General features: G+C 36.5%; 25 protein-coding genes and 2 pseudogenes. 7 read left to right on the top strand and 20 right to left on the bottom strand.

Features of this window, described 5'->3' with window-relative positions; all coding sequences use genetic code 11:
- Positions 1-120: 120 nt before the first annotated feature.
- From MF646_RS16950 to MF646_RS16935, 4 genes are read right to left on the bottom strand one after another with little or no spacing between them, the layout of a single operon-like run.
- Entirely contained in the window at positions 121-279 is a 159-nt protein-coding gene (locus MF646_RS16950; protein WP_250097701.1) for a hypothetical protein, read from the bottom strand.
- The gene (gene dnaB / locus MF646_RS16945) at positions 258-1,580 is read right to left on the bottom strand and encodes a replicative DNA helicase (RefSeq protein WP_250097700.1); all 1,323 of its coding nucleotides are present in this window, start codon (positions 1,578-1,580) and stop codon (positions 258-260) included. The genes MF646_RS16950 and dnaB overlap by 22 nt, the downstream gene beginning before the upstream one ends.
- Positions 1,573-1,908 carry a replicative helicase loader/inhibitor gene (locus tag MF646_RS16940; RefSeq protein WP_250097699.1) on the bottom strand — a complete coding sequence of 112 codons (336 nt, stop codon included), beginning with the start codon at positions 1,906-1,908 and terminating at the stop codon, positions 1,573-1,575. Before MF646_RS16940 ends, dnaB begins: the two co-directional genes overlap by 8 nt.
- On the bottom strand, positions 1,905-2,699 hold the full coding sequence (locus tag MF646_RS16935; RefSeq protein ID WP_250097698.1) for a DnaD domain-containing protein: 795 nt from the start codon (positions 2,697-2,699) through the stop codon (positions 1,905-1,907). The genes MF646_RS16940 and MF646_RS16935 overlap by 4 nt, the downstream gene beginning before the upstream one ends.
- 502 nt (positions 2,700-3,201) lie before the next feature.
- Between MF646_RS16935 and MF646_RS16930 the strand changes: the two genes are divergently transcribed.
- The gene (locus tag MF646_RS16930) at positions 3,202-3,756 is read left to right on the top strand and encodes a hypothetical protein (RefSeq protein ID WP_250097697.1); all 555 of its coding nucleotides are present in this window, start codon (positions 3,202-3,204) and stop codon (positions 3,754-3,756) included.
- Positions 3,757-4,107: 351 nt separating this feature from the next.
- The gene (locus MF646_RS16925) at positions 4,108-5,031 is read left to right on the top strand and encodes an aldo/keto reductase (protein WP_250097696.1); all 924 of its coding nucleotides are present in this window, start codon (positions 4,108-4,110) and stop codon (positions 5,029-5,031) included.
- A 299-nt stretch (positions 5,032-5,330) separates the two neighbouring features.
- Here the strand turns inward: MF646_RS16925 and MF646_RS16920 are convergent, their stop codons facing one another.
- Complete coding sequence (locus MF646_RS16920) at positions 5,331-5,801, bottom strand: GNAT family N-acetyltransferase (protein WP_250097695.1); 471 nt, start codon at positions 5,799-5,801, stop codon at positions 5,331-5,333.
- Between the two features lie 122 nt (positions 5,802-5,923).
- On the opposite strand from MF646_RS16920, the gene MF646_RS16915 reads away from it, so the two are divergent.
- The gene (locus MF646_RS16915) at positions 5,924-7,336 is read left to right on the top strand and encodes a PQQ-dependent sugar dehydrogenase (RefSeq protein ID WP_250097694.1); all 1,413 of its coding nucleotides are present in this window, start codon (positions 5,924-5,926) and stop codon (positions 7,334-7,336) included.
- Between the two features lie 48 nt (positions 7,337-7,384).
- Here MF646_RS16915 and MF646_RS16910 read toward each other — a convergent pair whose 3' ends face one another.
- The 6 genes and pseudogenes from MF646_RS16910 to MF646_RS16885 form a co-directional block, all read right to left on the bottom strand.
- Positions 7,385-7,945, bottom strand: coding sequence for a hypothetical protein (locus MF646_RS16910; protein ID WP_250097693.1), 561 nt, complete (start codon positions 7,943-7,945; stop codon positions 7,385-7,387).
- A 245-nt stretch (positions 7,946-8,190) separates the two neighbouring features.
- Positions 8,191-8,580: a cupredoxin domain-containing protein gene (locus tag MF646_RS16905; RefSeq protein WP_250097692.1), complete on the bottom strand. Its 390-nt coding sequence runs from the start codon at positions 8,578-8,580 to the stop codon at positions 8,191-8,193.
- A 258-nt stretch (positions 8,581-8,838) separates the two neighbouring features.
- Positions 8,839-9,636, bottom strand: a complete 798-nt coding sequence (locus MF646_RS16900; RefSeq protein WP_250097691.1) for a DUF2935 domain-containing protein — start codon at positions 9,634-9,636, stop codon at positions 8,839-8,841.
- Positions 9,637-10,121: 485 nt separating this feature from the next.
- Positions 10,122-10,577: pseudogene (locus tag MF646_RS16895) on the bottom strand (tRNA-dihydrouridine synthase); the annotation flags it as partial.
- A gap of 58 nt (positions 10,578-10,635) precedes the next feature.
- The gene (locus MF646_RS16890) at positions 10,636-11,016 is read right to left on the bottom strand and encodes a retropepsin-like aspartic protease (RefSeq protein WP_250097690.1); all 381 of its coding nucleotides are present in this window, start codon (positions 11,014-11,016) and stop codon (positions 10,636-10,638) included.
- Positions 11,000-11,260 (bottom strand): hypothetical protein, encoded by a 261-nt coding sequence (locus MF646_RS16885; protein ID WP_250097689.1) that lies wholly within the window; start codon positions 11,258-11,260, stop codon positions 11,000-11,002. The genes MF646_RS16890 and MF646_RS16885 overlap by 17 nt, the downstream gene beginning before the upstream one ends.
- A 385-nt stretch (positions 11,261-11,645) precedes the next feature.
- Between MF646_RS16885 and MF646_RS16880 the strand changes: the two genes are divergently transcribed.
- Together MF646_RS16880 and MF646_RS16875 are read left to right on the top strand one after the other, a co-directional pair.
- On the top strand, positions 11,646-12,818 hold the full coding sequence (locus tag MF646_RS16880; protein WP_250097688.1) for a glycoside hydrolase domain-containing protein: 1,173 nt from the start codon (positions 11,646-11,648) through the stop codon (positions 12,816-12,818).
- Between the two features lie 696 nt (positions 12,819-13,514).
- Positions 13,515-14,405 (top strand): DMT family transporter, encoded by an 891-nt coding sequence (locus MF646_RS16875; protein WP_250097687.1) that lies wholly within the window; start codon positions 13,515-13,517, stop codon positions 14,403-14,405.
- A gap of 354 nt (positions 14,406-14,759) precedes the next feature.
- Here the strand turns inward: MF646_RS16875 and MF646_RS16870 are convergent, their stop codons facing one another.
- The 4 genes from MF646_RS16870 to MF646_RS23530 form a co-directional block, all read right to left on the bottom strand.
- The gene (locus MF646_RS16870) at positions 14,760-14,909 is read right to left on the bottom strand and encodes a hypothetical protein (RefSeq protein WP_250097686.1); all 150 of its coding nucleotides are present in this window, start codon (positions 14,907-14,909) and stop codon (positions 14,760-14,762) included.
- A 197-nt stretch (positions 14,910-15,106) separates the two neighbouring features.
- The gene (locus MF646_RS16865) at positions 15,107-15,331 is read right to left on the bottom strand and encodes a hypothetical protein (protein WP_250097685.1); all 225 of its coding nucleotides are present in this window, start codon (positions 15,329-15,331) and stop codon (positions 15,107-15,109) included.
- 173 nt (positions 15,332-15,504) lie between these two features.
- Positions 15,505-15,720 carry a DUF6366 family protein gene (locus MF646_RS16860; RefSeq protein WP_250097684.1) on the bottom strand — a complete coding sequence of 72 codons (216 nt, stop codon included), beginning with the start codon at positions 15,718-15,720 and terminating at the stop codon, positions 15,505-15,507.
- 75 nt (positions 15,721-15,795) lie between these two features.
- Positions 15,796-16,083 (bottom strand): TIGR04104 family putative zinc finger protein, encoded by a 288-nt coding sequence (locus MF646_RS23530; protein WP_420842532.1) that lies wholly within the window; start codon positions 16,081-16,083, stop codon positions 15,796-15,798.
- Between the two features lie 212 nt (positions 16,084-16,295).
- Between MF646_RS23530 and MF646_RS16855 the strand changes: the two genes are divergently transcribed.
- On the top strand, positions 16,296-16,490 hold the full coding sequence (locus MF646_RS16855) for a hypothetical protein (RefSeq protein ID WP_250097683.1): 195 nt from the start codon (positions 16,296-16,298) through the stop codon (positions 16,488-16,490).
- The gene (locus MF646_RS16850) at positions 16,490-17,080 is read left to right on the top strand and encodes an ATPase (RefSeq protein ID WP_250097682.1); all 591 of its coding nucleotides are present in this window, start codon (positions 16,490-16,492) and stop codon (positions 17,078-17,080) included. Before MF646_RS16855 ends, MF646_RS16850 begins: the two co-directional genes overlap by 1 nt.
- Before the next feature lie 215 nt (positions 17,081-17,295).
- Here MF646_RS16850 and MF646_RS23525 read toward each other — a convergent pair whose 3' ends face one another.
- From MF646_RS23525 to MF646_RS16830, 5 genes and pseudogenes are all read right to left on the bottom strand, one after another.
- Positions 17,296-17,559: a histidine phosphatase family protein gene (locus MF646_RS23525; protein WP_420842531.1), complete on the bottom strand. Its 264-nt coding sequence runs from the start codon at positions 17,557-17,559 to the stop codon at positions 17,296-17,298.
- A gap of 356 nt (positions 17,560-17,915) precedes the next feature.
- On the bottom strand, positions 17,916-18,392 hold the full coding sequence (locus MF646_RS16845) for an SRPBCC family protein (RefSeq protein WP_250097681.1): 477 nt from the start codon (positions 18,390-18,392) through the stop codon (positions 17,916-17,918).
- 224 nt (positions 18,393-18,616) lie between these two features.
- Positions 18,617-19,045: a VOC family protein gene (locus MF646_RS16840; protein WP_250097680.1), complete on the bottom strand. Its 429-nt coding sequence runs from the start codon at positions 19,043-19,045 to the stop codon at positions 18,617-18,619.
- 102 nt (positions 19,046-19,147) lie between these two features.
- The gene (locus MF646_RS16835; RefSeq protein ID WP_250097679.1) at positions 19,148-22,309 is read right to left on the bottom strand and encodes an ATP-binding cassette domain-containing protein; all 3,162 of its coding nucleotides are present in this window, start codon (positions 22,307-22,309) and stop codon (positions 19,148-19,150) included.
- Positions 22,310-22,458: 149 nt separating this feature from the next.
- Positions 22,459-22,629, bottom strand: a pseudogene (locus tag MF646_RS16830) (VOC family protein); the annotation flags it as partial.
- Positions 22,630-22,686: the final 57 nt, after the last annotated feature.

Raw genomic sequence — 22,686 nt, 5'->3', positions numbered from 1 at the left:
AAACCTTAGGCAATCACTGTTTTTGTCACAAATAACGGAACGTGAATCCGCATGAGACGATGATAACCGCTGGCGGGACAAGGTACCCGTCCCGCCGTCCCACGCCGTCCCGCCGCCCCCTCATTCCTTCCTCCCAGTCCTCCCCTTCAACACCCGAACCTGCTGCTTCAGCAACTGGTTCTCTCTTACTAGTAATTCATTCTTCAACTCGTATTCCCGAATTTGCTTTTTCAACAGTGACATATCGTATGCTACTTTTAATTGCTGGACTTCTCCCATTTGCCGGCCTCCTTATTAGCATTGCTTTTTGCTAGATTCACAAACCTTCCATATTCCTTCTCAAACAAGGCCTCTACCGTCCCAACAGGTCCATTCCGTTGCTTTGCGATAATGATTTCAATTTTGTTTCGCCCGTCCGTTTCATTATCGTAATAATCATCACGGTACAAAAAGGCAACAATGTCTGCATCCTGCTCAATGCTTCCCGACTCTCGGATGTCCGACATCATTGGCCGTTTCTCTTGGCGGGACTCAACCTTCCTTGATAGCTGTGACAGGGCGATAATCGGGACGTCGAGCTCTCTTGCCATTGCTTTTAGGGAACGTGAAATTGAAGACACTTCTTGTTGGCGGTTTTCTCCCCGTTTGCTAGAGGGCTGGATGAGCTGGAGGTAATCAATGATGACAAGATGGTCGCGGTTCGGGTATCGACGTTTTATTTCGTTTAGTTTGGAACGAATTTCAGAGACTTTGATACTCGGGTTATCGATGATTTCCATGTCCCACTTTTCAATGGTTCCGATAGCATTTACAGCTTGACGATAATCGGAAGCGGAAAAGAACCGTGTCGGGTTTTTCCATTTCATCCCGTCAATCCTCCCTTCTGCATTGATCCACCTAATGGCTAATTGTCTATCTGCCATTTCCAGGGAAAAGAAAGTCGTCACTCCTCCCCTGCGGCAGTTAACAGCACCCATGTGCAAGGCAAACGCCGTTTTTCCGACAGAAGGTCTCGCAGCAACAATGATCAGGTCCTGCTTTTGCCAACCTCCCGTCATTTTATCGAGATCGATAATGCCACTTGGTCTTCCTCTGAGATCTTCGGATGGTTCGTGCAACGTTTCAACGACATCAGCAAGGATCTCTATTTTCGTCCGGTGTTGTTTCTTAATCGTCAGCTCCTGTATTTGTTGGAGCTCCGTGATCAGAGTATCGATGGTCTCATCATTTGCTTCATGGTGAAATTGTTCGGTGAGCTTAGTGGCCGACCGTTTTCGAACATGTTCGAGGATCAGCTCTTCGTAGTGTTTAAAGTTGCTAGTTGTAGCGACGGCATTCACCAGATCAGATAGGTACGCCACTCCCCCAATCGATTCGAGGACATCGCGTAACATGGTCACGACAGCTACGATATCTGGAGGGGTTTCAGACCGTTCTAATGCTCGCATCGCTTGAAAGATGATCTTATGGCGGGCTTCGTAGAAATGTTCTTCCTGCAGACTACATTCTTTAATAAGCTCAGGATCAAGGAGGATGGCTCCAATAACAGCTTGTTCAGCAACAGATGCGTGCTCATTCATCTTCTGACTCCGTTAACCCAAACTGCTTGAATCGTTCGTGGAATTCTTCGATTTGCTCTTTCGTTGGGGGATTCTCAGAAGCACGTTTTTCATACTCCTGCGTTTTTCTCAACACTTCGTTTTCCTGAAGTGAATAAGAGGCAATATCTGAAATCGTTGGTGGCCAAGGGTTGGTCATAATATATTCATTCAACCGTTTCATAACCCCAGCAAGATCCATTTTCAGTAAGGCTGGGACAAGGATTTTTATTTTCCGTTCCGTGATTTCGTAGGATGGATAGACTTCGTGGATCGTTAGGAGAACTTCGGCGGCTTCCTCATTTGTCATGAAAAATCACCTCGTTTCACTCGTTCAAGTAGATCCGTTGGGGAGGTTCGAGTTTGTCGCTTCTGAAAGTGGGTTTCGGCGGCTTCAATGGCTTGAATGGTCGTTAAGTTATGATTCGACCATTTTTTCAAAATTCCTTCTGCATAATCCCAACGTTTTTGCTTCATCAAAGCCTTTTTTATAGCAAGAATCACAACTTCCGGACTTAGCTCTTCTAACCAAAGAGCAATCGACTCTGCGATAAATGGATTCAAGACTCCGATGTTTTCTTCGTAAAATCTGAATACGAGGGCGTATGGTTGTTCTTCTTCTTCTTCTTCTTCTTCTTCTTTTTCTTCTTGCCCCCGTAACGTCGACGTGTCGTCGTTTTTTAGGCAGAAGGATGCGTAAAGGTTTCGAATCGACTCATTGCTCACTTCTTGTCCAACATATTCAATAAGAGAACGATCCTTGACGCCCTCTAGTTCCTTCCGAATACAATCAAGCATCGGCTTGCCTCCACGCCCGAGGTTGTGCTTACCCCAGTTTTTGATCGCAAGCTCCCTTGTTTCAGCATTGTAACGAATGAGCTCATGCTGGTTCAAAAAGCGTTCAAATAACAGCTGCACCGTTTCCACGGAGAAGCCTGTTTCAAAAGCCACTTGTTTCTTCGTAATCCGGTAGATACCATTTTGAGTCACTTGCGGATTGGTGAGAAGATACATGAAAAAGAACTTATCCTCCGGTGTCATCTCCTCCATCACTTTTGGGTCATTCCAGAACCCTGTTTGAATCATACGGAATTTAGCCATATGAATTTCCCCCTATCGTATGTATGTCTTCATACTGTATATATAAGGCTAAATTGATTTTCGTTAGGAGGATTTTAAAAAAAGATGACTTTTCGTAAAAGATTTATTAGTTCTTGGAGATAAAAAGTAGGCTTTTAGTTTTACCTACTCCAGCGCTCTGATTTCTCTCATTTTCACCAAAACCGTTAACTTTTGGGGAGTGCCTGGTCACTCCCCTTGATTCTTAACAAGAGAATATATTTAGATTCCTTATTTCCTTTTATTCCCTTTATTGTTATCACCGCTAGTTGGGACTTTGCCGTGTAATTCAGGTGCATTTTGATTACGGCTGCCTTTATTATATTTTTTGGTCATATTTCACATCTCCTTTCTTATTTCATTCTTCAGTTTAACCCTTTTTTGAAATCATATGTTTTTTTCAATTCATATAGTGTAACTACTCACCTTATCCATAAATGATAAACTCAAAAATTGGACAATCTAAAAATGGGAGGTAAGAAAAATGATCGCTTATTTTGGTACTATGAATAAAATAGAAGATTTTACTAGTGAAGCAAAGGTTCAAAACGTCAATAACGTTATTGGTACAATTGGATTTTGGCTTACAACTGATATTCATTCTGCTAAACCTTATGCAACAGGAACCGAGACGGTTTATCAAAAGTCTGAAACGGAATTTTGGGAAGATGGAGCACCTAAGGTTATTCAAGTTGAAAGGCGAGTAACTGGCTTTATTTACAAAATATTTATAGATGAACCAAACCTTAAAATATATGATTCTAATACCGTGGATTCGTATGAGTTGTTTATGAATGAACGTGACAAATATTGTGAATATATTCATGCCAGAAAAAGAAACTTTACTTGGAAAGATGAGGCTATCCTTTTAAATATGGAGGAAGCCAATGAAAAATTTCGTAACAGTCTTATTCGCCAAGGGTATGAAGGCTTTGTCATTCGAAATTACAAACTACAAGATAGGGTTACTGACTTGTATTGTCTTTTTTCAATAAACTCTCCGCTCATTTCAGATATAATCCCGGTAGAAACGTTATAGTGCGAAACAGTGCCTGTCCCCCATACACTAACGCTTAAAAAAAGCGGGGGACCATAACCCACGGTAACCTATAACTCCCACGTGTTTTCTATCAAACTCTTATGGTATTAATATTCTTGGTTGACCATCGCCCACATTCTTCGTTGTCCTTCCTCTCGTTGTAACGTTAAGTTCATTGACATTTTATAATAACATTTCACTCCCAAATAATAATTTACTGACTCCCAGTCCACTAGTGGAGGCCAAGCACACTGAAAGAAAGACACCCACTATAAATATTGATATAATTGAATTAGTCTTGCCCATTATTCACAAAAAAGACCAATTACTTTTCAAAAGGAGACGAGAAGGATGAGAACAATTAAGCTTGGAACTAGTGAATTAGAAGTACCTGTTGTTGCAGTAGGTTGTATGCGGATTGATTCACTCGATAAAAAAGAGGCAGAAAGCTTTGTACAGACAGCATTAGAAAATGGTGCAAACTTTTTTGAGCATGCTGATATTTATGGTAAAGGTGAATGTGAGGAAATATTTGCTGAGGCTGTTCACATGAATGATGATGTCCGGGAAAAGTTGATTCTCCAGTCTAAATGTGGTATTCGACCAGATATAGGCACGTTCGATTTTTCCAAGGAGCATATTTTAAATTCCGTTGACAAAATCCTAAAGCGTTTGAAAACAGATTATTTGGATGTATTCCTTCTCCATCGTCCGGACGCACTCATGGAGCCTGAAGAGGTTGCAGAAGCCTTCGACATTCTCGAAAGTTCAGGAAAAGTAAGACATTTCGGAGTTTCCAATCAGAATCCGATGCAGATGGAGCTTTTAAGGAAATACATAAAACAACCGATCGTTGCTAACCAGCTTCAATTAAGTATTACAAACACAACGATGATTTCCAGTGGGATCAATGTCAATATGGAAAATGAAGCTGCAGTAAATCGCGATGGCAGCGTACTTGATTACTGCAGGTTAAACGATATTACAATCCAGCCTTGGTCACCTTTCCAGTATGGCTTTTTTGAAGGCGTATTCCTAGGAAGCGAAAAGTTCCCGGAATTGAACAAAAAAATTGATGAGGTTGCCGCAAAATATGAGGTATCAAATACAACGATTGCTATTGCGTGGCTACTGCGCCATCCTGCGAACATGCAGCCTGTAATCGGAACGATGAATGAAGGCCGATTAGTAGATTGTATAAAAGCTAGCGACGTCCACCTCACCCGTGAAGAATGGTATAGCATCTATCGTTCCGCAGGAAACATCCTTCCTTAATTTAAAGCATGGGGCGGGCCTTCCATTTCGTTTATTACAGAATTGTAACTGACTTGGAAGCAAGGCTTGTCCCCCGCTTTCCCCAGCTAAGATAGAAATTCTTCATGTCGAACATATTCGGTTATCGCAGCAATTATGGTTGTATATTTTTCTTTTAACGTGATTCAAAAATCAACATCCTTTTTTCTGTTGAATAGTTTGGTTGTACTGTGCAGCAAATGACTCAAATATTTTTCCATCTACTTATTCAGCATAAGCTTTCCATTAGTTGAATAACGCCTGTCAATTCATGAGAAATTCTAACTTAAATCCTTTTCAAAACTAAAGAACACCTTACCTTCGTAAGTCCTCTCATCAAATTTAATAAAACCTAGTGAAGTCCAAAAATTTAATGCTTTTTCATTTGTAGAATGAACTGCTATTTGAATACAACTTACTTGTTTATCTTTCATTAATTTTTCATACGCCATGTATAGTTTCTTTGCATACCCTAAACCTTGATATTTTTTATGTATAGCAATTAAACTCAACCAAGGCTTTTGAAAACGAGGGCTAGACATCCCGTAATTAAGAATACCAATATATTCTTCCCCTGTTTTTACTAAGTATCTTTCAATGTCTAATTCCTCAGCTTCTTTATGTTCTTTAAAAATATCTTCTTCCTTAAGAAACTCTTTATCAAATGCGATTGTATTATACTCTTCATTGGAATTCATAATTTCCTTTTCAATGTCTATTTTATTCATTTCATTTTTTATCAACCTAAACATATTTTTTACTCCTCTTTTAGAATCTAATTATAACAATCCTTCCGCTGCCCTATTTTGGTACTTATAGAACTTTTCTAATCATATTCTTATATAAGAAAACAATCAGAAGGGGTGTAAGTTAATTGAAAAAAGTTAAGGTTAGTTTACGACCCATTGTAAGTAAGATAAATTTACCCACTGTTTTGAAAACAACTATTCTTCCAGGTGACTCAATTGAAAGATTATTTATTGCAACCCAGGTAGGAGAGATTTATTACATTGGAAACGGAGATATAAGGACTTTTTTAGATATTCGCCCACAAGTCATAAAACTAGGTGCTTCTGGTGGCGGATATGATGAACGGGGATTGCTAGGGCTAGCGTTTCATCCCGATTTTTATTATAACGGTCTGTTTTATCTTCATTATTCAGTAGCTGGAACACAAGGTCCAGGTGCTCTTCCTGAATTTTTTAAGCCTGATCCGTGTGATCCCAAAACCTTAAACCTAAAATGGATAAATAGAGAAACTCAATATGATCATATTGATACAGTTGAAGAATGGATTTTGCAACCGAATGGTCAACCTCAAAAACGGCGGACATTACTTAATTTAAGAAGACCATTTTTTAATCATAATGGTGTCAATAGCTTAAACTTTTCACCTGAAACAGGAAAACTTGTTTTAACAACCGGAGATGGTGGATCAGGATATGATCCCTTTAATTTAAGCCAGGATGATATGGAAATCGCCGGTAAAATAATTGAAATTGATGTAGTTAAAAATTCATTTATCAATAATCCACCCGTAGTTACGCGTTTTAATGAACTTCCCGCACCTATCCAGGAAACGCTCACAGTAACTGCCAAAGGAGTTCGCAATATACCAGGCATTTCATTTCAAAGGTTTAACAATCAGTATATTAAATATGCGGGAAATGTCGGACAGGATTTGGTGGAGTCGATTTTTTCATTTGTTCATTATAAACCCATACCGGTTACACAGCTTATTCAAGTTTCTTTAATGTATTCTAAGCCTGACCAAAAAGGATTTATTAACTTTGGCTGGCGGGGATGGGAAGGTTGTTTTCCTACTTCGACCATAAGAGGCTGTACTAATAACCCGTCTTTGGATGAGAAAACAATTGCTTTTTACAATGAATCAGTAGCACTTTCAGGGAGTCGTCTTCAGCCTTTAACTAGTTATTTTCATAAAGATCCCCGACCCGATAAGTTTGAAGGAACTGCACTTACAGGAATTCAGCCTTATATGGGGAATCGAATCCCTGATTTAACAGGAAGTGTTGTGTTTACTGATTTTGCCCGGAACGATTCTCAACCTCAGGGTAGAGGGGCTTTAGCTTATACCAGAGTGAGACCAGATGGCAAACAAAATGATTATAGTGTGATTCAAACCGATTATGATTTTGGGTCTCAATCAGCCTTTTATGCTAGTTTGGGAACGAATCTGGATCAATCCAGACTATATTTAGGGGTTTATGGTTCTATGAATGTGACTGATTTTAACCAAGGCACTGTTTTTGAAATAGTTCCATGAATCAGAACTATAAAGCTCTACTCAATCTTGATCCATCTTAGAGGATCCCTAAATTATCATCACTTTTATTCTTTTAAAAATGATTATAGCCATTTCAACCCATAGCCAGCTATAAAGGAAAGCAAATAAAAAGATACTTATAGTTGTAAGAAATGAAAAGGAATCAGAGACGACTGGACCTAGAATTGGAAAGTGAAAAATAAATATTAGACTCATAATTCCTAACGTTAAAAGAATGGTACCAGTAGCAATAATACTTAATCTCTTTCTAAAAAAGGAAAAAGATGCGCCTATGCCAAGTCCTAACAATCCTGTTGTAAAAGGAAATACAATTAGTTCAGTTGGCTGTAGGATGAATAACAACATAATTGTCAGAAAATAGGATTTTAATCCAAATGGAATGGATAACATTGAACATAACAGAATAGGTGCAGTGGCAAGCGGACTTATAAAATATCCAATTCCTGGTAAAAACCCACCAGCAGCCTGTAGAATAGCAGCAATACAAGCAAGAATAGACACTAATATGAGCTTCATCGTTCTTTTATGTTTTTTGAATATTATTTGAGATAAACGAACCTCATCAGAAATAGGTTTAAAAAAATACACTTTTTCACCTCATTCTAAATGGTATAGTTGTTTTCCATACATTATATTTACCATTTATTAGAGGTGGAACTAATATTAATAATCCAAACATCAACTTCCTTTGTAATGAAAATAAGCTTAATAAAAAATCTCTCTAAAAACTTTATCGGTAATACTAAAGGAGGTACACTGATATTTGAGTCTGGATACTAATAAATAAATTTACTTTGCCTATTATTAAAGCAGGGCCTTATTGGCCCTGCTTGTTATTTGACTATTACTTTCCCAACCATTCCTTCCTCGAAATGGTACCGACATATCAATTCATATGTACCCGGCTGTTTCGGTTTCACGATAATGGTTATTTCTTCTCCTGGCTGGACCTCAGCGTCAATTCCGAGCTTTTCCACTGTAAAGGTGTGCTCTTTCTTACCCTTGTTTTTCAATATCAACGTTGTGTTTGTTCCATTCGGAATTGTGATGACATTCGGGTTAAAGAAATCATCGTTCAACTCAACCTCAATCTCTTTCACAGTCTCCATCGGCTGAGTAACAACACTGGATTCCGCAAAAACGTTGAGTGACCCTAGAGTTGTCACTACCACAACCATTGCAAGCAAAACGACCAATCCTGTTACCCACTTTTTCACAGACATTCGCAATCCCTCCTTTCCTCAACATTATTTTTTCTAATTCATAAAATATTATCAATATAAATTGGTTCAAACGTGCTTTCAAATAGTAACTTTTTAATTTGAAACAAGGAAAAGAAAAAGATCGTCAGATAGGAAAGCGAAGGAATTATATGTTGACAATTTCATTCCCATCCGTATAAAACAGATAGGACTAAACACACACCACCGTAGACAGCATAAACTCTATGGAATGATGAAAAAGTTAAAATGTTTATTAATTTAATGTTCGGTTCTTTTAAGATTCGATTCAAATAAATCAATAATTTCCAAAAATCTTTCAGCTTCTCTAAATGTATGATCCGCCAAGAGTGGATGAATATTACTTTTAATACGACAAGCCTCTATTAATTCTCTTGCTGTTTTCTTAAAATCCCTTAATGAAACTACTGAAACTCTGTTTTGATCCAAGAACTGATCCAAGATTGGTACGGTTTCAGATTGAGGTCGCATTGAATCTAAATCAATAGCCTGAAAAACAAGTTGGTCAAAATCATGACTAAATTCTCTAGCCTGTTCTACTAACTTTCTTTCTGAAGGGTCTAAAAGATGACCAATAAACTTAGCATGATCGGCCATTATTTTTAAGAAAAATACATTTTCTTCAATGACGTCATCTGGAGTTGGGGCTAATTTCCCTTCATTTAGTTCTTTTAAGCGATTAGCAAAGTATGCAGCTTCTCTGCTAATATGGTCTACTAATAAAGGATAATTGTTGCTGCCACGGATTTCACAGCGTAAAGTTAAGCCTAATACCTTTCTTTTATAACTCCATATAGCAGCAGCAGCTTGATAGACCTCGGTATTGAAAGCTTGGACTTGGCGTAAATCTGAATTGACCGTAAATCTTGATAGCCTTTCCTCAATTCTTTCAAACAACGAAATAAACTGGTTTGCCTCATCAATTAATTGCTGATGCTCATAGGTGAATCCTAAACTTAAAAATAAAGCATGTTCTTTCATAATTCTTGACCAAAATTTAATTTCATCTAATGACCGAGAAACAATTGGATTTGCCATGTTATTCCTCCTTATTTCTCATTTCCTTTCATTAATATATGTAGTAACTATATTGTCCAATAACTAATTTGATTTCTTTTGAGTTTCCTACTTTATTCATTTCTAAGCACATTTTTTAAATGAACTTTTTTCAACTCTTCCCCTCGTTAATTTAAGTGCATTCTTTCACAATGTTGCAGAAATGAAGCTAATTATTGCGCAGTATTTAGTCTACTACGTTGTAAAAAATAACAATATTACCTGTTACCACTAGTAAATAATAACACCCCCATCTTGTCATCTTGTCCTCTTTTTCTCTCATTATGTTCGCTTCTTCAATTATAGTAGTTACCTCCTGGTTTCGATCAATCCCCTGATCCTCCCTACTCGCCTATCACCATTCCATCTTACTCTTCAGGCACTTTAACTACGATCACGATTTTAAGCTACATAAAAAAAGGTTCCTGGCCCAAATACTCTAGAGTACCGGGATCAGGAACCTTTTCTTATATCCAAGTATCAACACTCTTTAACTCAACACCATCAAGCAATACCTGCACTTCATCTGTTGACTTCTGTGTTCGTTCATCAATTGATTTCTTAATTCACTCGCCCCTCGAAAGACACTGACATAGATCTAAAAAAATCGATGAAGAGATTTGAGTGACAAGTTCCTTGGAATAATGATCATAGAGGTCAAGATGCAACCTTAAGAGATTGAGCAATTCCTTACTACTATGCTCTTTCGACTTCTTTTCAAAGGCAAATGGATTTTTAAAAATACGCCGGCCGATCGTAACACCATCCCCCCGTACCTGCGTACGAGATCCAAGCCAGTTTGACGGTCAGCAATATCCCCATTAATCGTCAAAAGCGTATCTGGTGCCACATGATCACGAAGCTTTTTAATTTCAAGAATCAGTTCCCAATGCAGCCACTTTACTCATTTCCTTTTTTGTACGAGTTATCCAAAAAATTCAACATAAAAGGGACCCCGTATCTATACAATAATTAGGTCCCTTAGCTGCTTTTATTCATTTGTAGTTGTGACAAATCAATACTATATCCTGCTTTCATCAACAAATCTAACCCAAGTAAACCATTGATATCATCATACCCAAAATCATTAAAATCTAACTCCACTTCTTCAATAGTAAATTCACCAACTTGAATTTGGTCTACTCGTTTCCTAAATGCGTGCTCTTTCCCACCAATTCCATAGTAGGTGACAATTCTATCATGCAAGTCTACTCCTAAACCGATTTCTTCTACAACATTCTGTGAAATAAGGGTTCTAGCTGCACCTGTATCTACCACCATATTTTCAATTACTATTCTCTTTCCTCTAAAAGTGAGACTAATATCTACTAAGAGTAAGCCATACTTATAATTGATTTTCATTATAATCAAATCTCCTCATCCCAACGTCTTGACGGATTTCAAGGACAATATTCTCATGTATTGTATGATAGACTAATTCATCACCTTTTGATTTTAATAGCTCCTTGGTTGCCATTTCATCTGGTACTGGTGATATCACAGCTATATCATCAATTATTTCTTGCCCATCCTTAATATGAGAAGATAACGATTTTAATTTTACAAATTGGTTAGGATATAACTTTCTAACTTCAGACCATTTCACATTAAGCACCACCTTTCTTTTCTATCAGTATAACATTATCCGCTTATAAATTTGTAAAGACTTCTTCGCTATCCAAAATAATCGCGCTATCACCCACGTGTTTTGTAGATATGATTTTGAAATAATTTAGGGAGTGACATATCTAATATAGTTGAGGAACAGCCAGTGTCTAGATGAACGTTTGTAAAAGTCTTTTTCTTTGTTGAAAGAGAACAAACTATTATTGTTTTCATACGATAGACCTCACTCATTCCAAATATCTTCCACGATCTGGTCTCGTACCACTCTCCGTCAAGTCCAAAAGCATGCGCCTATTTTCTCTCCTTCCCCTCACGAAGTCCTTTCTTTTGAGTAATATGGTTTTCGAGAAGGAGGTTTTGAAAATATGAAAAAATGGATTCCATTTCTTGCGATAGCCGCAACTATTTTACTAACCACTCTCTCCCTCACTTTGTTTACCCAAAATACTTCGGAATCTGCGACCGCTCATACTGAAGTCGAGGCAGAAACTGAGCAAAACGGGGAACAACAGTCTGGAGACACCCTATTGCAAAACAATATTGACAATGTCATTACTGGTGATAGTGCCCATGTTGATAACACTATTGAAAACAATATAAGCGGTGGGTCTGATACGGACGTAGGAAATGATGTATCAAATCAAGTGGATGTAACAGGTGATGCTGATGTCACAAATGATATCTCCAACAACATCCATCAAGGGACTCACGACGAAGATGCACGAGAAGAAGAATCAGATGACGGAAATAACGAAGAGGAAAACCGTTCCGATAACGGAAACGGAACAGAAGAGTCAAACGGCAAAGAGGAAGAAAGTGATAATGGAAGCAATGGCGATAGCAACGGGACCGACGAAGCAACCAATGGAGAAGATGTTCCAGATATCGTTTGGGGTGTTGATTCAGCTGACATCACTACCGACGAAATGCTTGCTTGTGTCAGAGAAAACTTTGGTGACCCTCAAATTTGGGGACGTTATATAGGGACCAACGAAGGAGCTTCTTATGGGTTAACACAGGAAGAAGTAGAACTTCTCCACTCTGAAGATATCCCAATCCTTGTCATTTACAACCACTTTAATGATGGCACAGGGTACGAGCATGGGCAAAACCATGCGCAAGCAGCAGTTGATATGGCACGAGATTTCGGTATCCCAGAAGGCGTTGCTCTATTTTTAAATGTAGAGCCAATTTACCCGATTGAAGCCAACTTTATTCTTGGTTGGTATGATGTCATATCTGAATCTGAATATAGTAATGGCATATATGGAGTGTTCCACCCAGACCAAGAAGTAAATATTGCTTATGAAGCAGCAGTAGAACAAAACCCAGATATTTTAGAAAACACCTTTGTTTGGACGGCATCGCCCAACCACGGTATCACAACACAGGAAAATGCTCCTGAGTATAATCCTGATGCGCCAGAAGGTTCCTTGATTGCTGGCTTGCAGTACGGACTTGATGCTGAAACATGTAACATCGATACAAATCTTTTCAACGGAGAGGTATTTGAGGTATTGTGGTCTGATGACGAGTAAACATCGCTCTTAAGATAATACTTTCGCAGAAGCCGTATCTTTTAGATTATCGTGAAGCTTATGAACCGCTAACCAAAGAATCATAGTTTTGTAAAGACAATTCAGTTTGGGAAGGGATTCTGCGCTTTAGAGCGCGAATTCCTCCAATAACATAAGATATAGTGGTTTCCTTCACTTGAAATTTATGAAACCCAAGGGTGTTAAAGCTTCGTTAAATCTCCCTGTTGAATCCAACGAAAACAAGGAAATGCTAATTAGCACTTCCTTGTTTTATTATAGATAGTTTTTTCCTTGAATTTTGCAAACCAATTTGTTTTTGTCAGTTGGTCTTCGTCAAAATAAGCCACCTTTAATGCAATAAGAAAAGTAAGTTGATTGAACTTATTTTTGATTACTTTAATGATTAAGCATAAACCCCTACTGACTGAAATAATGTATCCAATATAAAATAAAATTCTTTTTATAATTGCAATTACATCAACAGACTACGTTAAACATCTTACCATAAAAACTCATATATCTTATTATAGATTATGCTCCATAACAAAATAAGGAGTTGCCTTATTTAAAAAACGTATGCTTGATAAGGAATGTAAAGAGGTTTGTTTGGTCCTTGAATTTATGTTATTAAGGCCACGTTAAGTTTCTAATAGCGTGAGTAAAATTCGTACCATTACTTATCTTGGGAGGCACACGATGAGATTTTCAGGTGTAGGTTTGGTTATGTTAGCCGCTATATGCTGGGGTATTAGTGGAGGGATTGCCAATATTTTAATAAACAAGGGCTGGGATCCTATTGTGATTTCATTTTACCGAGGGGCTGTTGGATTTATATGTTTTTTCGCGTGGTTTCTCTTTCACTTTAGACAAAACTGGATCTTCTCTACTCGTTTATACATATGGTCCCTATTGGCAGGTATTGGTGTTGCTGGAAATTTCACTTTTTATTTTGTAAGTATCCAAGCCTCAAGCATTGCTGTTGCCGCTACTTTAATGTACACCGCACCTCTGTTCGTCCTTTTAATCTCCTTTTTATTACGAATAGAACGTTCGACTTGGTTTAAATGGGGATGCATTTCTGGTGTACTTATCGGGATTATCCTGCTTACAGGTGCCTACAACACCGAATCGATTTCAGTGAGTTTTCTAGGGATGGTAGCGGGGCTTGCTTCTGGACTTTCTTATGCATTATTTATATTCGGGTTTAAAAATGCCTCTTCTATCGGAAAGCCGCAGACCACCTTAACTATCGCTTTTTTTTCATTTTGTGTCATCCTTTTTCTTTTTACGGACACTGGTGAAGCAGCTAGTGTATTGACGTCAAGTGACATAGGATGGTTTCTTCTATTAGGGATCGTCGGTGCTGGAATTTCATTTATAATTTATCTGATTGGCATTCGATGGACTGCCCCGACAACTGCTTCGATGGTCGCAATGGTAGAGCCGGTGACAGCTTCATTATTTGGCGTTCTGCTTCTTGGAGATCATTTGACAATCATTCAACTTCTTGGAATGGTGCTCATCCTAGTTACGGTTACCGTACTTAGTGTGAAGCAGTCCGAGAAAAAGTTTATGCCCAGTAACTAATTAATTTGAGCAAATTTTTTAAGTAAAATGGCATTTTCTAATAAAAAAAACAATTAGTCACACTGCTAGAGAGTTTTTTTATTATGGACCAAGGATTCCCTTGCTTTAAACTAAGTCTCTATTTCTCTAGAATGTTTTAAAATTTTCTGCTGGAGATCACTAGTGTATCCAAAGTAACGGCTTGTCTATTGATTATACTACTGATTTTATAGTGAGGAATGGATATCTGATAAGGGGTTTTTTGTTCCAGAATCTGAAATTTATGGGCATAATAAACTCTATCATCAATTGAAAAAAGAACTTCGAATAAGAAAAACATAGGGAGATTTTAATCTTCCTATGTTTTCATTCATATTATTTATCTGTTTGTTTTTGCTTTTTTTTCAAATACTCCGCACGTATTTTTTCAAGTTGCTGCTTTTTATCAAAATTAGCAGGCCTCTGTTTTTCATGAAACTTTGTCACAGCTACCTTACCTTTGGCATCCAATTGATATTTTCCCACTTTGTTCCACCTACTTTTCTTGTCTTTAAAGAGAATCTATTCAACAAATATATTATACCTTATTTTACTGAGTAAACCTTATTACTTTATTATGTACTGCTAACTTTAATATATCAGTAAAAACAATAAAAACTTAGTAAGATAATTCATCGCCAAAGGGTTTCATTTCATAGCTACAAATAAAATGCCTCGACACTTCACAATAATCTTGTTATACCTGAAACTAAAAAATATGTTGCGACAATTAAGGAGAGAATCCCAAAAAATCTCACCACTTTATCTTTGTCTTTATCTGCTACTAATCTCTCTGTAAACCCTAACATGAAAAAAGAAATAAAATTCAAGTTTTTCTTAATACCGATAAAGTAAGCTACTACAAAAAATAAAATGCCTATTATGATAAGAATAATACTTAAAGCCATCTAGTACCCCCTATAAGTTTAAAGTATTACTTTAGTGTTCTGCTTCGTTCATTTAACATTAATTTCCTTTTTATTGACAAACTAAAAGGCATACCTTGTTGAAGGAATGCCTCGTTATGTATTCCCCTTACTTAGTCATTGTTTATGTACTAACATGTATAGCACCTGCTTCTTTAGTTGAGGAAAATAGATACGATTATAAATCCAATAATTATAACGAGAATAAGTATGCCCGTACCTTTCCACCCAAGACTATTAACCAAATCCACAAGACCACCATATTGAGCTCGGTTAGAAGCATCTCTCATATTTCCACCTGGATTTCGTTTTACCTCTTCTTGTCGCATTCTCTCTCTTCGTCTTTCAGGAGTTTCTTTACTATCTTTCATTCAATTTCTCCCCCCTTTTAATATATTAATAATTAAATTGATAAGCTAAACTCCAGTTAATTTAAATACATTGTTTCACAAGGATTTTCTAAAAGTAACAAAAAACGGTGCCAATAAAGAACCTAAAAATAAAATACAAAGACCTATTCCAACAGTTACAAAAAAGTTATTAAAAGGCGAAAGAAAATGACCGAATATCATCATCGGTATAATAGTTAAAGAAACAAAAGTGAACCTACCAGTGAGTGTTATTTTATGTGTAGTTTCACATTGGTTACATTTTATAGGTTGATAATTCCACCAGAACGATTTATAAATTTTATTCCAACTAAATAGCTCATCGCATTTCTCACACCTTTGCAAAATAAAACCACCTTCTTTTTATATAAATCTGCTCTACGACACTACCATAAAAACCCAATTGGATTTCAACTCTTGTGCAGTTAGTTTAACATTAATTTTCTTTTCACTGACATAAAAAATGCGCTCCTTGTTAAAGAAACGCTCTCGTTAGCAAAATAAGATTTATCCATAATTAAACATCTGTTATAATTTAATAAAGGGTGGTGTGTAAAATGATTGAAGAACAAAACAGTCAAACTAAAAGGAAATATGCTTGGGTTGATAAATGGGCAAAAATGACAGGTGAACGTGCAAGAATCGATGCGAAAGCAAATAATACTTATATCATATATGAAAAGGATGGACACCTTGTTAAAGAATTCCCAGATGGTCAGATAGTTCCGCTTAATAAAGAAGGCGACAATTAATGCATACTCATTTACCAATTATGTTTGTTTTCGCTGGTAACAATGGCAGTGGCAAAAGCACCTTACGTAACTTAATCATTGATAAAATTGGTATCGATATTAACATTGACCCAGATGCTATCGCAAGAAGACTCGATTCTGAAAATCCTGAAAGTAAAAGAATTTTAGCGGGTAAAGAAGTAATTAAATCAGTAAATTACTATCTCAAAGAAGGTAAAGACTTTTCAATTGAGACTACTCTTGCAGGAAAAAACGCAATAAGACAAATGCAAAAAGCGAAATCCCTTGGATATGAGGTCACTATGTTCTATGTTGCCCTTAGCAATGTTCAACAGAATATTGAAAGGGTTGCAATGAGAGTAAAGAATGGTGGTCATAATATTGCAACAGAAGACATCATCCGAAGAAACACTACATCTTTTAATAATCTTTATGAACATGTACATTTGACTGATAATCTTGTCCTAATTGATAATAGTCAAGAAGATGGAAAAATTATCTTAGAGATAAATAATGGGCTTATTTCTTTTTCTTCAGACTACCTCCCAAAATGGGCATTGCCAGTAGTAGAAAAGTATATTAATCAATAAATACCTATTCCTTTCATTACGAATAGGTGTTTTAAGTTATGGCTTTTTATTAAAGCACCGGTTACTTGAATAAGGAATATGTTGTACAATTCCAATGTTTAGCACCAGTTTTTCTTTTACCTTCCCAACCTTTTTTCTGCAATTCTTTTGCGCTCTAAGTTTTGCACTACTCAAAGACTCACATTCGTTTGAATAACCACAGAACCATAATAATCTCAAATAACTGCCCAAATACTCGGTTTTAATTTTAATTTCAATAATTTCATTGAAGGAATAGGTAATTCAGTTTCTCGAAGTAAAGGGTCGGATGTTATTTTAACTTCTTGATTTAATAACTTAGCTGATTGAATAGCCCTTTTTAAATCACTTGTAACAACAATTTTTGTATTTGTTACTTTTTCTATCGTTTCGGAAGGATAAGTTATTTCTTCAAATACTCCATGATTATCATACTTTTCAACCCACTGCTTAAACTCCAAACAAGTTATTGTATTGTTTTCAGTTAGTTGGTGATTTTCCGTGTCTAATCAATGATTTTTCCATATTTATCTCCTCAAGTTTAGCTTTAACAATTAATATTATTTTCTATATTAAGATTAAGAATCCTTCCTCCACATAACTACCCGTTAGCTTAAGTACATTCTTTCACAAAGTCGGCTAAAAATGAAGACCTTTGCTGCGGCAGCATCCGTCAACTACGAAAAGACGATCAAATTTTTTAGATAAGCTAGGGTCTTTGACTGGAATTGTAACAATGTGTATATTAGGTTTCATTTGATTTCTCCTCAAATGAGTTTACATTAATCTAACATATATGTGAGTTAACTAAAAATGCTTATGTTTTATCAAACTTTTTTTTGTAGTATCCACGTAATTCAAGTGCATTATCTTCCCATTCTGTTGTACGACCATCGATTAATTGACCAAGGACATCCAAGCATCTATGCCATCCTGCAGCTATATATATCGCCATTGCTCGATCATCAAACGTATGACTAAATGTCAAGGTGCATCCTTGATCTACTACATGTATGTTCATATCTAACAAGTCATTAACTTCCTGAAAACAAAAGGAATATGGGGGATTTAATTCGGTTATAACTGCCTCATAGATTGACCCTTCACCATCATCGAACTTTATCTTTCCACCAACACTGAGATCCATATCTCCAGTTGCAAATGGATACCACTGAATGAAGTAATCAGGGTCGGTTATCATACGGAATACTTTTTCAGGATTAAATGGATAGTTACGTTCAAAAACCAAAACTTGCCTTCCTTCTTTTTCATGTAGACTGCCATAGTTACTCACGAATGTTACCTCCTTTACAGAATGAATTACAGTTTCATATACTTATGCATTGGCTGGAGCATTCATATATTTAGTTAAGTATATACCTAATTTACTTTTGTACTAAATAGAAGTTCAATAAGAAGGAGAGTTTTTTATGATGGATATGTAAAAAATTCATCGCTCCTTCTGCGTTCCCATTTTGAAGCATTAAAAGGATGTTCCCTACCCTCATGTTAGAAATATTAATACGCAGTTTCTTCGTTGTTTAGATTTAATTGCCAAATTACACCGAATTTATCGGTTACTCGACCATAAAGTTTTGCCCAAAAGGTCTCTTGAAGCTCCATGTCAACAGTTCCACCTTCTTTAAGTCTATTATAAATAGATTGAAGCTTGTCCGCGTCAAAACTATGATAAGCAAGGCTTATGTTGTTTCCAACCATGAATGGTGCACCAGGAAACGTATCAGAAAACATAACATTGCTTCCTTCAATATTTAAACGTGTATGCATAACTAAATTTTTTGCTTCCTCTGGAAGAGGAAATTCTGGATTTGGAGGGTTTTCTCCAAAAGTCATAATGGTAGGTTGTTCTGTTCCAAAAACCTCTGCGTAAAATTCTACAGCTTCACGACAATTACCATTAAAAGTTAAATAAACATCAACAGCCATTTTCATTCACTCCTGTTAAATAATTCATATAATAATGTTCCCCATTCATTATAACCATAAATCTAATGTCAAAATCTAACGAGTCCCGTGGTTACAGGTTCTCTATTGAAGGCATTGATAAACCGCCATCATATCTTGTTTATTTAACTCACGAATACGATTAAAGATAGGAATTGCTGCAACTGCATCGGTATATAAGCTTTCATCCACAGCATCACTCACGGTTCCCGTTAACCATGTTTTTACTTGTATGCCCTCAACAAGTTCATTAAGCCCGTCATCATTGATGCCACTAGCATGACAACTTACACATGGGCGGCTTAATTTGAACACGCCATCATGCAGATTATCTTCTGATATCACTTTCTTCCCTTTACAAAATGGGCATGGTTGGCTTTTTTTAATTTTGTTGATTTGGGTAACTAGTTTTTTGTAACCAAATGCTTCATAAACATAGGTTAGTTTTTTGTATTTTCCATTTGTGAAATACTTATCTATGATCGTTTCTCTTGTTTCATTGATAGAAGGGAAATCACAGATGGTCACTTGGTTATTGGTGCTAATGGATTCGATATTGTCTTGTATTGTTTCCCAGAATGGCAAGGCATTTTGTAATACTATTTCATAGCCCGTAAAGCTTGCTTGTTCTAATTCAAACATTTTCAAGGAGACCTGTGTTGTTCTAGGGAGTAATGAGACATCTTCTGTTAACATCATCTCGCCACCTATAATCGATTTCAGTTGGACGAGTGCAGGTATATCGCCTACTATTTGCAATACTTGATCAATCGGCAAATTAATCACTTCTCGAATATCTTTATTTCCAAATCTTAACGGTTTTTGGTGATTTAACACAGTACCCTCACAAATTGGACATGTAATCATTTCTTTGGAAGTTTTCATTTGCTCTTTAATAATCGATTTTGAAATAACAATATACCCACCGATGATGGTATTAAATCCTACCCATGTTCTTCGCGCCTTACCTTTCTTATCATAAAATGACTTTTCAAAATACCCGTACCAGAAGGTATGCTTTTCTTCCTCTGACAAGTCATTATAGCTTTTCGTCAGGTCATGCCCGAGTTCATTTTTTATTTCTTCAAATAGAAATTCTATTTTTTCGTATTGATAAAATTTTAATACTTTCATTATCTCTGGGTAGAATAAGCCATCCCAAAACGGAAGGTTTTTGTCTTGAATCACGAGATCTTTATCAAATATTTCAATCTCAAGACGTCCTGAGCAAGATGGACAATGATTATCCTTTGAAAAGAAATCAAAGCTTCTCGTATCTTTATTCGTCGGATGCGATGCAATAATATGATTAATGACGCCACCAATTTCATACAGGAAACTATATTGGCTATACAAATGTCTTTCAAGATCAATGGCAATCACGGGTGCGATTTTTTTAGAATCGTATTCCCCATAAATCAAACGGGCCATTGATGATAAGCTTTTTAAAATACCGCCCTTATAGACATTTTCAGCATTTTTAAAATAGTCGATATGATGTTCTTTTAAATACGTAATGCCATTTTGTGTTTGGAGTGTAGACGAAATAGGCGATGGTAACAGGATATCTTCCCTATGTTTTGTTTCAAAATATTCATGATGAGGAACAACATCTAGATGGGTGACAGGCTCATTCTTTCTCTTACCAAAATCAACGATAAAATCAGAAGATTCCATCATATAGCTATTATGTTCAATCATCAAGATAGACACGGTTTCATCTTGTAGAATATCCCTGATACTATCAATGAATTGATTTAAAATATTTTGTGATAGACCTTTGGAAGGTTCGTCAAAAAAGAAAAGTGTGTGCGGTTTTCTAGTATTTGCAAACAGTTCCGAGACTAAATGCACACATTGAAATTCACCTGTCGATAGTGTTTGGGTTTTCCGATTTAACGTCAGATAACCTAGACCGAGCTTAATCAATAAACTCAAACGTTTATGAGCAATATCTTCATTCGGAAGTTCATCAATAATATCTTCAATAGAGCGATCGAAAATAGCATCAATTGCTTCACTATATTTTGTCATTTTCTTTTTAACATCAAGAAACGTCGCAACAGTTGACCGACTCGTAATAGATTGGTTGCGATCTTGTCCCACCTTAACAAGTTTATCCTTTTTATATTGCTTCTGAAAATCTTTGGCAATACATTCGTTGACAAGTGTAGATTTACCACATCCAGACTCTCCGGTAATGGTTACCAATCTATTTTTGGGTATATTAATTCCCTCCATTTGAATGTTCCGGCAATATAAATCATGAAATTGGTAGTACGCTAGTGGCTCTTCCTCATTTTGTTCTATGTAAACGGCTTTAGGGCGAGGTGACTCATCTACGATTTTACCACCATATTTACCACTGCCAGGGCCAAAAAATACGTGGGCCTCTGTTGTATCGAGCACTGTATCAGAATGGTCAATAAGCCAAATTTGATTCTTATAGCCTAATTGTTTAATTTGTTCTAAAATTTTCAGTAATGTGTCGTGATCAATACCAACTGAAATTTCATCAATGATAATGACCGTATTTTCACTTACAGCCATGAATTCCGCTAAGTAAAGTCGAGTTAATTCTCCCCCTGACAAGGTACCCATAATTCTATTTAAGGTTAAGTAACCTATATTCATATTGATATTGTTTTTAAGTAGATGCTGTTTTTCTTCACTAATATTTAAATCTACTGAAAGGGAGAGTATCGTTTCCATACTTAAGTTGTTAATATCTGATATACTATGCGGTTTCCCAAGTAAATCGATAGTATACTGCTCCACTTCCTCGTTATAACGCTTTCCATTACACTGAGTACACTCGACATTTTTATTCGTACCGCGGCCTTTACACTTAGGACACCAGCCTAATTCATTATTAAAGGAAAAGACTTCTGGAGAAAGATCATATTTTTCAGCGAGTCTTACGCGTATCTCTGTAAATACACCAGTGTGCGTGCCAATGGTAGAGCGTGGATTAGAAGAAATAGATGATCTCCCAAGAAAAAGTACTAAAGGCATTTCTTCCATTTTTATCGCACTGAAATTGGTTTCCATTATATCTTGAAATAAATACTGATATTCCGCCTTTGGTAATAAGGAAACGAGACGTTTCTTAGACTCTTCACCAATGGTTTGACAAAAAGTGGTTTTACCAGAGCCTGATAAGCCCGCAATGCCTAACGATTGATCCGTTGGAAGCGCTGCATCTAATTTGTTAATATTGTTCGCAATTAATTGATTAATTTTCATTGTTATCTCCTTCAATCGACAAACGTATTCTAATTTTTTCAAACATTGATATTATAACTCCACCTTTTATCAGATAAAAAAGACGCTTTCCCTGTTCCGAAAAAGCGTAAGATAATGGAAGCGAATGGCGAATTCAAATCTTCTACAATAGTAGATATCTGCCAGGTTATACTGAATTTATCTCTTATTTGTCCAAAAGCAGGACTCCAGAATGTTTCTTGAAGTGGCATGATGACTTCGCCGCCTTCTTGTAGTTTTTCAAATACTTCTTTTGATTTATCCACATCACTTAGAGTGATAACGACGTTCACCTGCGATCCACCGGAACGTACATTCGTAATATACCACATATAACAAATGGAGGAAAGTATCACATT

This window comes from Halalkalibacter alkaliphilus (assembly GCF_023555415.1).
Classification (GTDB): domain Bacteria; phylum Bacillota; class Bacilli; order Bacillales; family Bacillaceae_D; genus Halalkalibacter; species Halalkalibacter alkaliphilus.
The sequence above is the reverse complement of the archived record's forward strand: the minus strand, read 5'-3'. Positions and strand labels throughout refer to the sequence as shown.

Excerpts from the sequence above, each read along its gene's own strand:
- MF646_RS16950 (WP_250097701.1), bottom strand. The coding sequence starts at position 279 with ATGGGAGAAGTCCAGCAATTAAAAGTAGCATACGATATGTCACTGTTG.
- dnaB (WP_250097700.1), bottom strand. The coding sequence starts at position 1,580 with ATGAATGAGCACGCATCTGTTGCTGAACAAGCTGTTATTGGAGCCATC.
- MF646_RS16940 (WP_250097699.1), bottom strand. The coding sequence starts at position 1,908 with ATGACAAATGAGGAAGCCGCCGAAGTTCTCCTAACGATCCACGAAGTC.
- MF646_RS16935 (WP_250097698.1), bottom strand. The coding sequence starts at position 2,699 with ATGGCTAAATTCCGTATGATTCAAACAGGGTTCTGGAATGACCCAAAA.
- MF646_RS16930 (WP_250097697.1), top strand. The coding sequence starts at position 3,202 with ATGATCGCTTATTTTGGTACTATGAATAAAATAGAAGATTTTACTAGT.
- MF646_RS16925 (WP_250097696.1), top strand. The coding sequence starts at position 4,108 with ATGAGAACAATTAAGCTTGGAACTAGTGAATTAGAAGTACCTGTTGTT.
- MF646_RS16920 (WP_250097695.1), bottom strand. The coding sequence starts at position 5,801 with ATGTTTAGGTTGATAAAAAATGAAATGAATAAAATAGACATTGAAAAG.
- MF646_RS16905 (WP_250097692.1), bottom strand. The coding sequence starts at position 8,580 with ATGTCTGTGAAAAAGTGGGTAACAGGATTGGTCGTTTTGCTTGCAATG.
- MF646_RS16900 (WP_250097691.1), bottom strand. The coding sequence starts at position 9,636 with ATGGCAAATCCAATTGTTTCTCGGTCATTAGATGAAATTAAATTTTGG.
- MF646_RS16890 (WP_250097690.1), bottom strand. The coding sequence starts at position 11,016 with ATGAAAATCAATTATAAGTATGGCTTACTCTTAGTAGATATTAGTCTC.
- MF646_RS16880 (WP_250097688.1), top strand. The coding sequence starts at position 11,646 with ATGAAAAAATGGATTCCATTTCTTGCGATAGCCGCAACTATTTTACTA.
- MF646_RS16875 (WP_250097687.1), top strand. The coding sequence starts at position 13,515 with ATGAGATTTTCAGGTGTAGGTTTGGTTATGTTAGCCGCTATATGCTGG.
- MF646_RS16865 (WP_250097685.1), bottom strand. The coding sequence starts at position 15,331 with ATGGCTTTAAGTATTATTCTTATCATAATAGGCATTTTATTTTTTGTA.
- MF646_RS16860 (WP_250097684.1), bottom strand. The coding sequence starts at position 15,720 with ATGAAAGATAGTAAAGAAACTCCTGAAAGACGAAGAGAGAGAATGCGA.
- MF646_RS16855 (WP_250097683.1), top strand. The coding sequence starts at position 16,296 with ATGATTGAAGAACAAAACAGTCAAACTAAAAGGAAATATGCTTGGGTT.
- MF646_RS16850 (WP_250097682.1), top strand. The coding sequence starts at position 16,490 with ATGCATACTCATTTACCAATTATGTTTGTTTTCGCTGGTAACAATGGC.
- MF646_RS16840 (WP_250097680.1), bottom strand. The coding sequence starts at position 19,045 with ATGGCTGTTGATGTTTATTTAACTTTTAATGGTAATTGTCGTGAAGCT.
- MF646_RS16835 (WP_250097679.1), bottom strand. The coding sequence starts at position 22,309 with ATGAAAATTAATCAATTAATTGCGAACAATATTAACAAATTAGATGCA.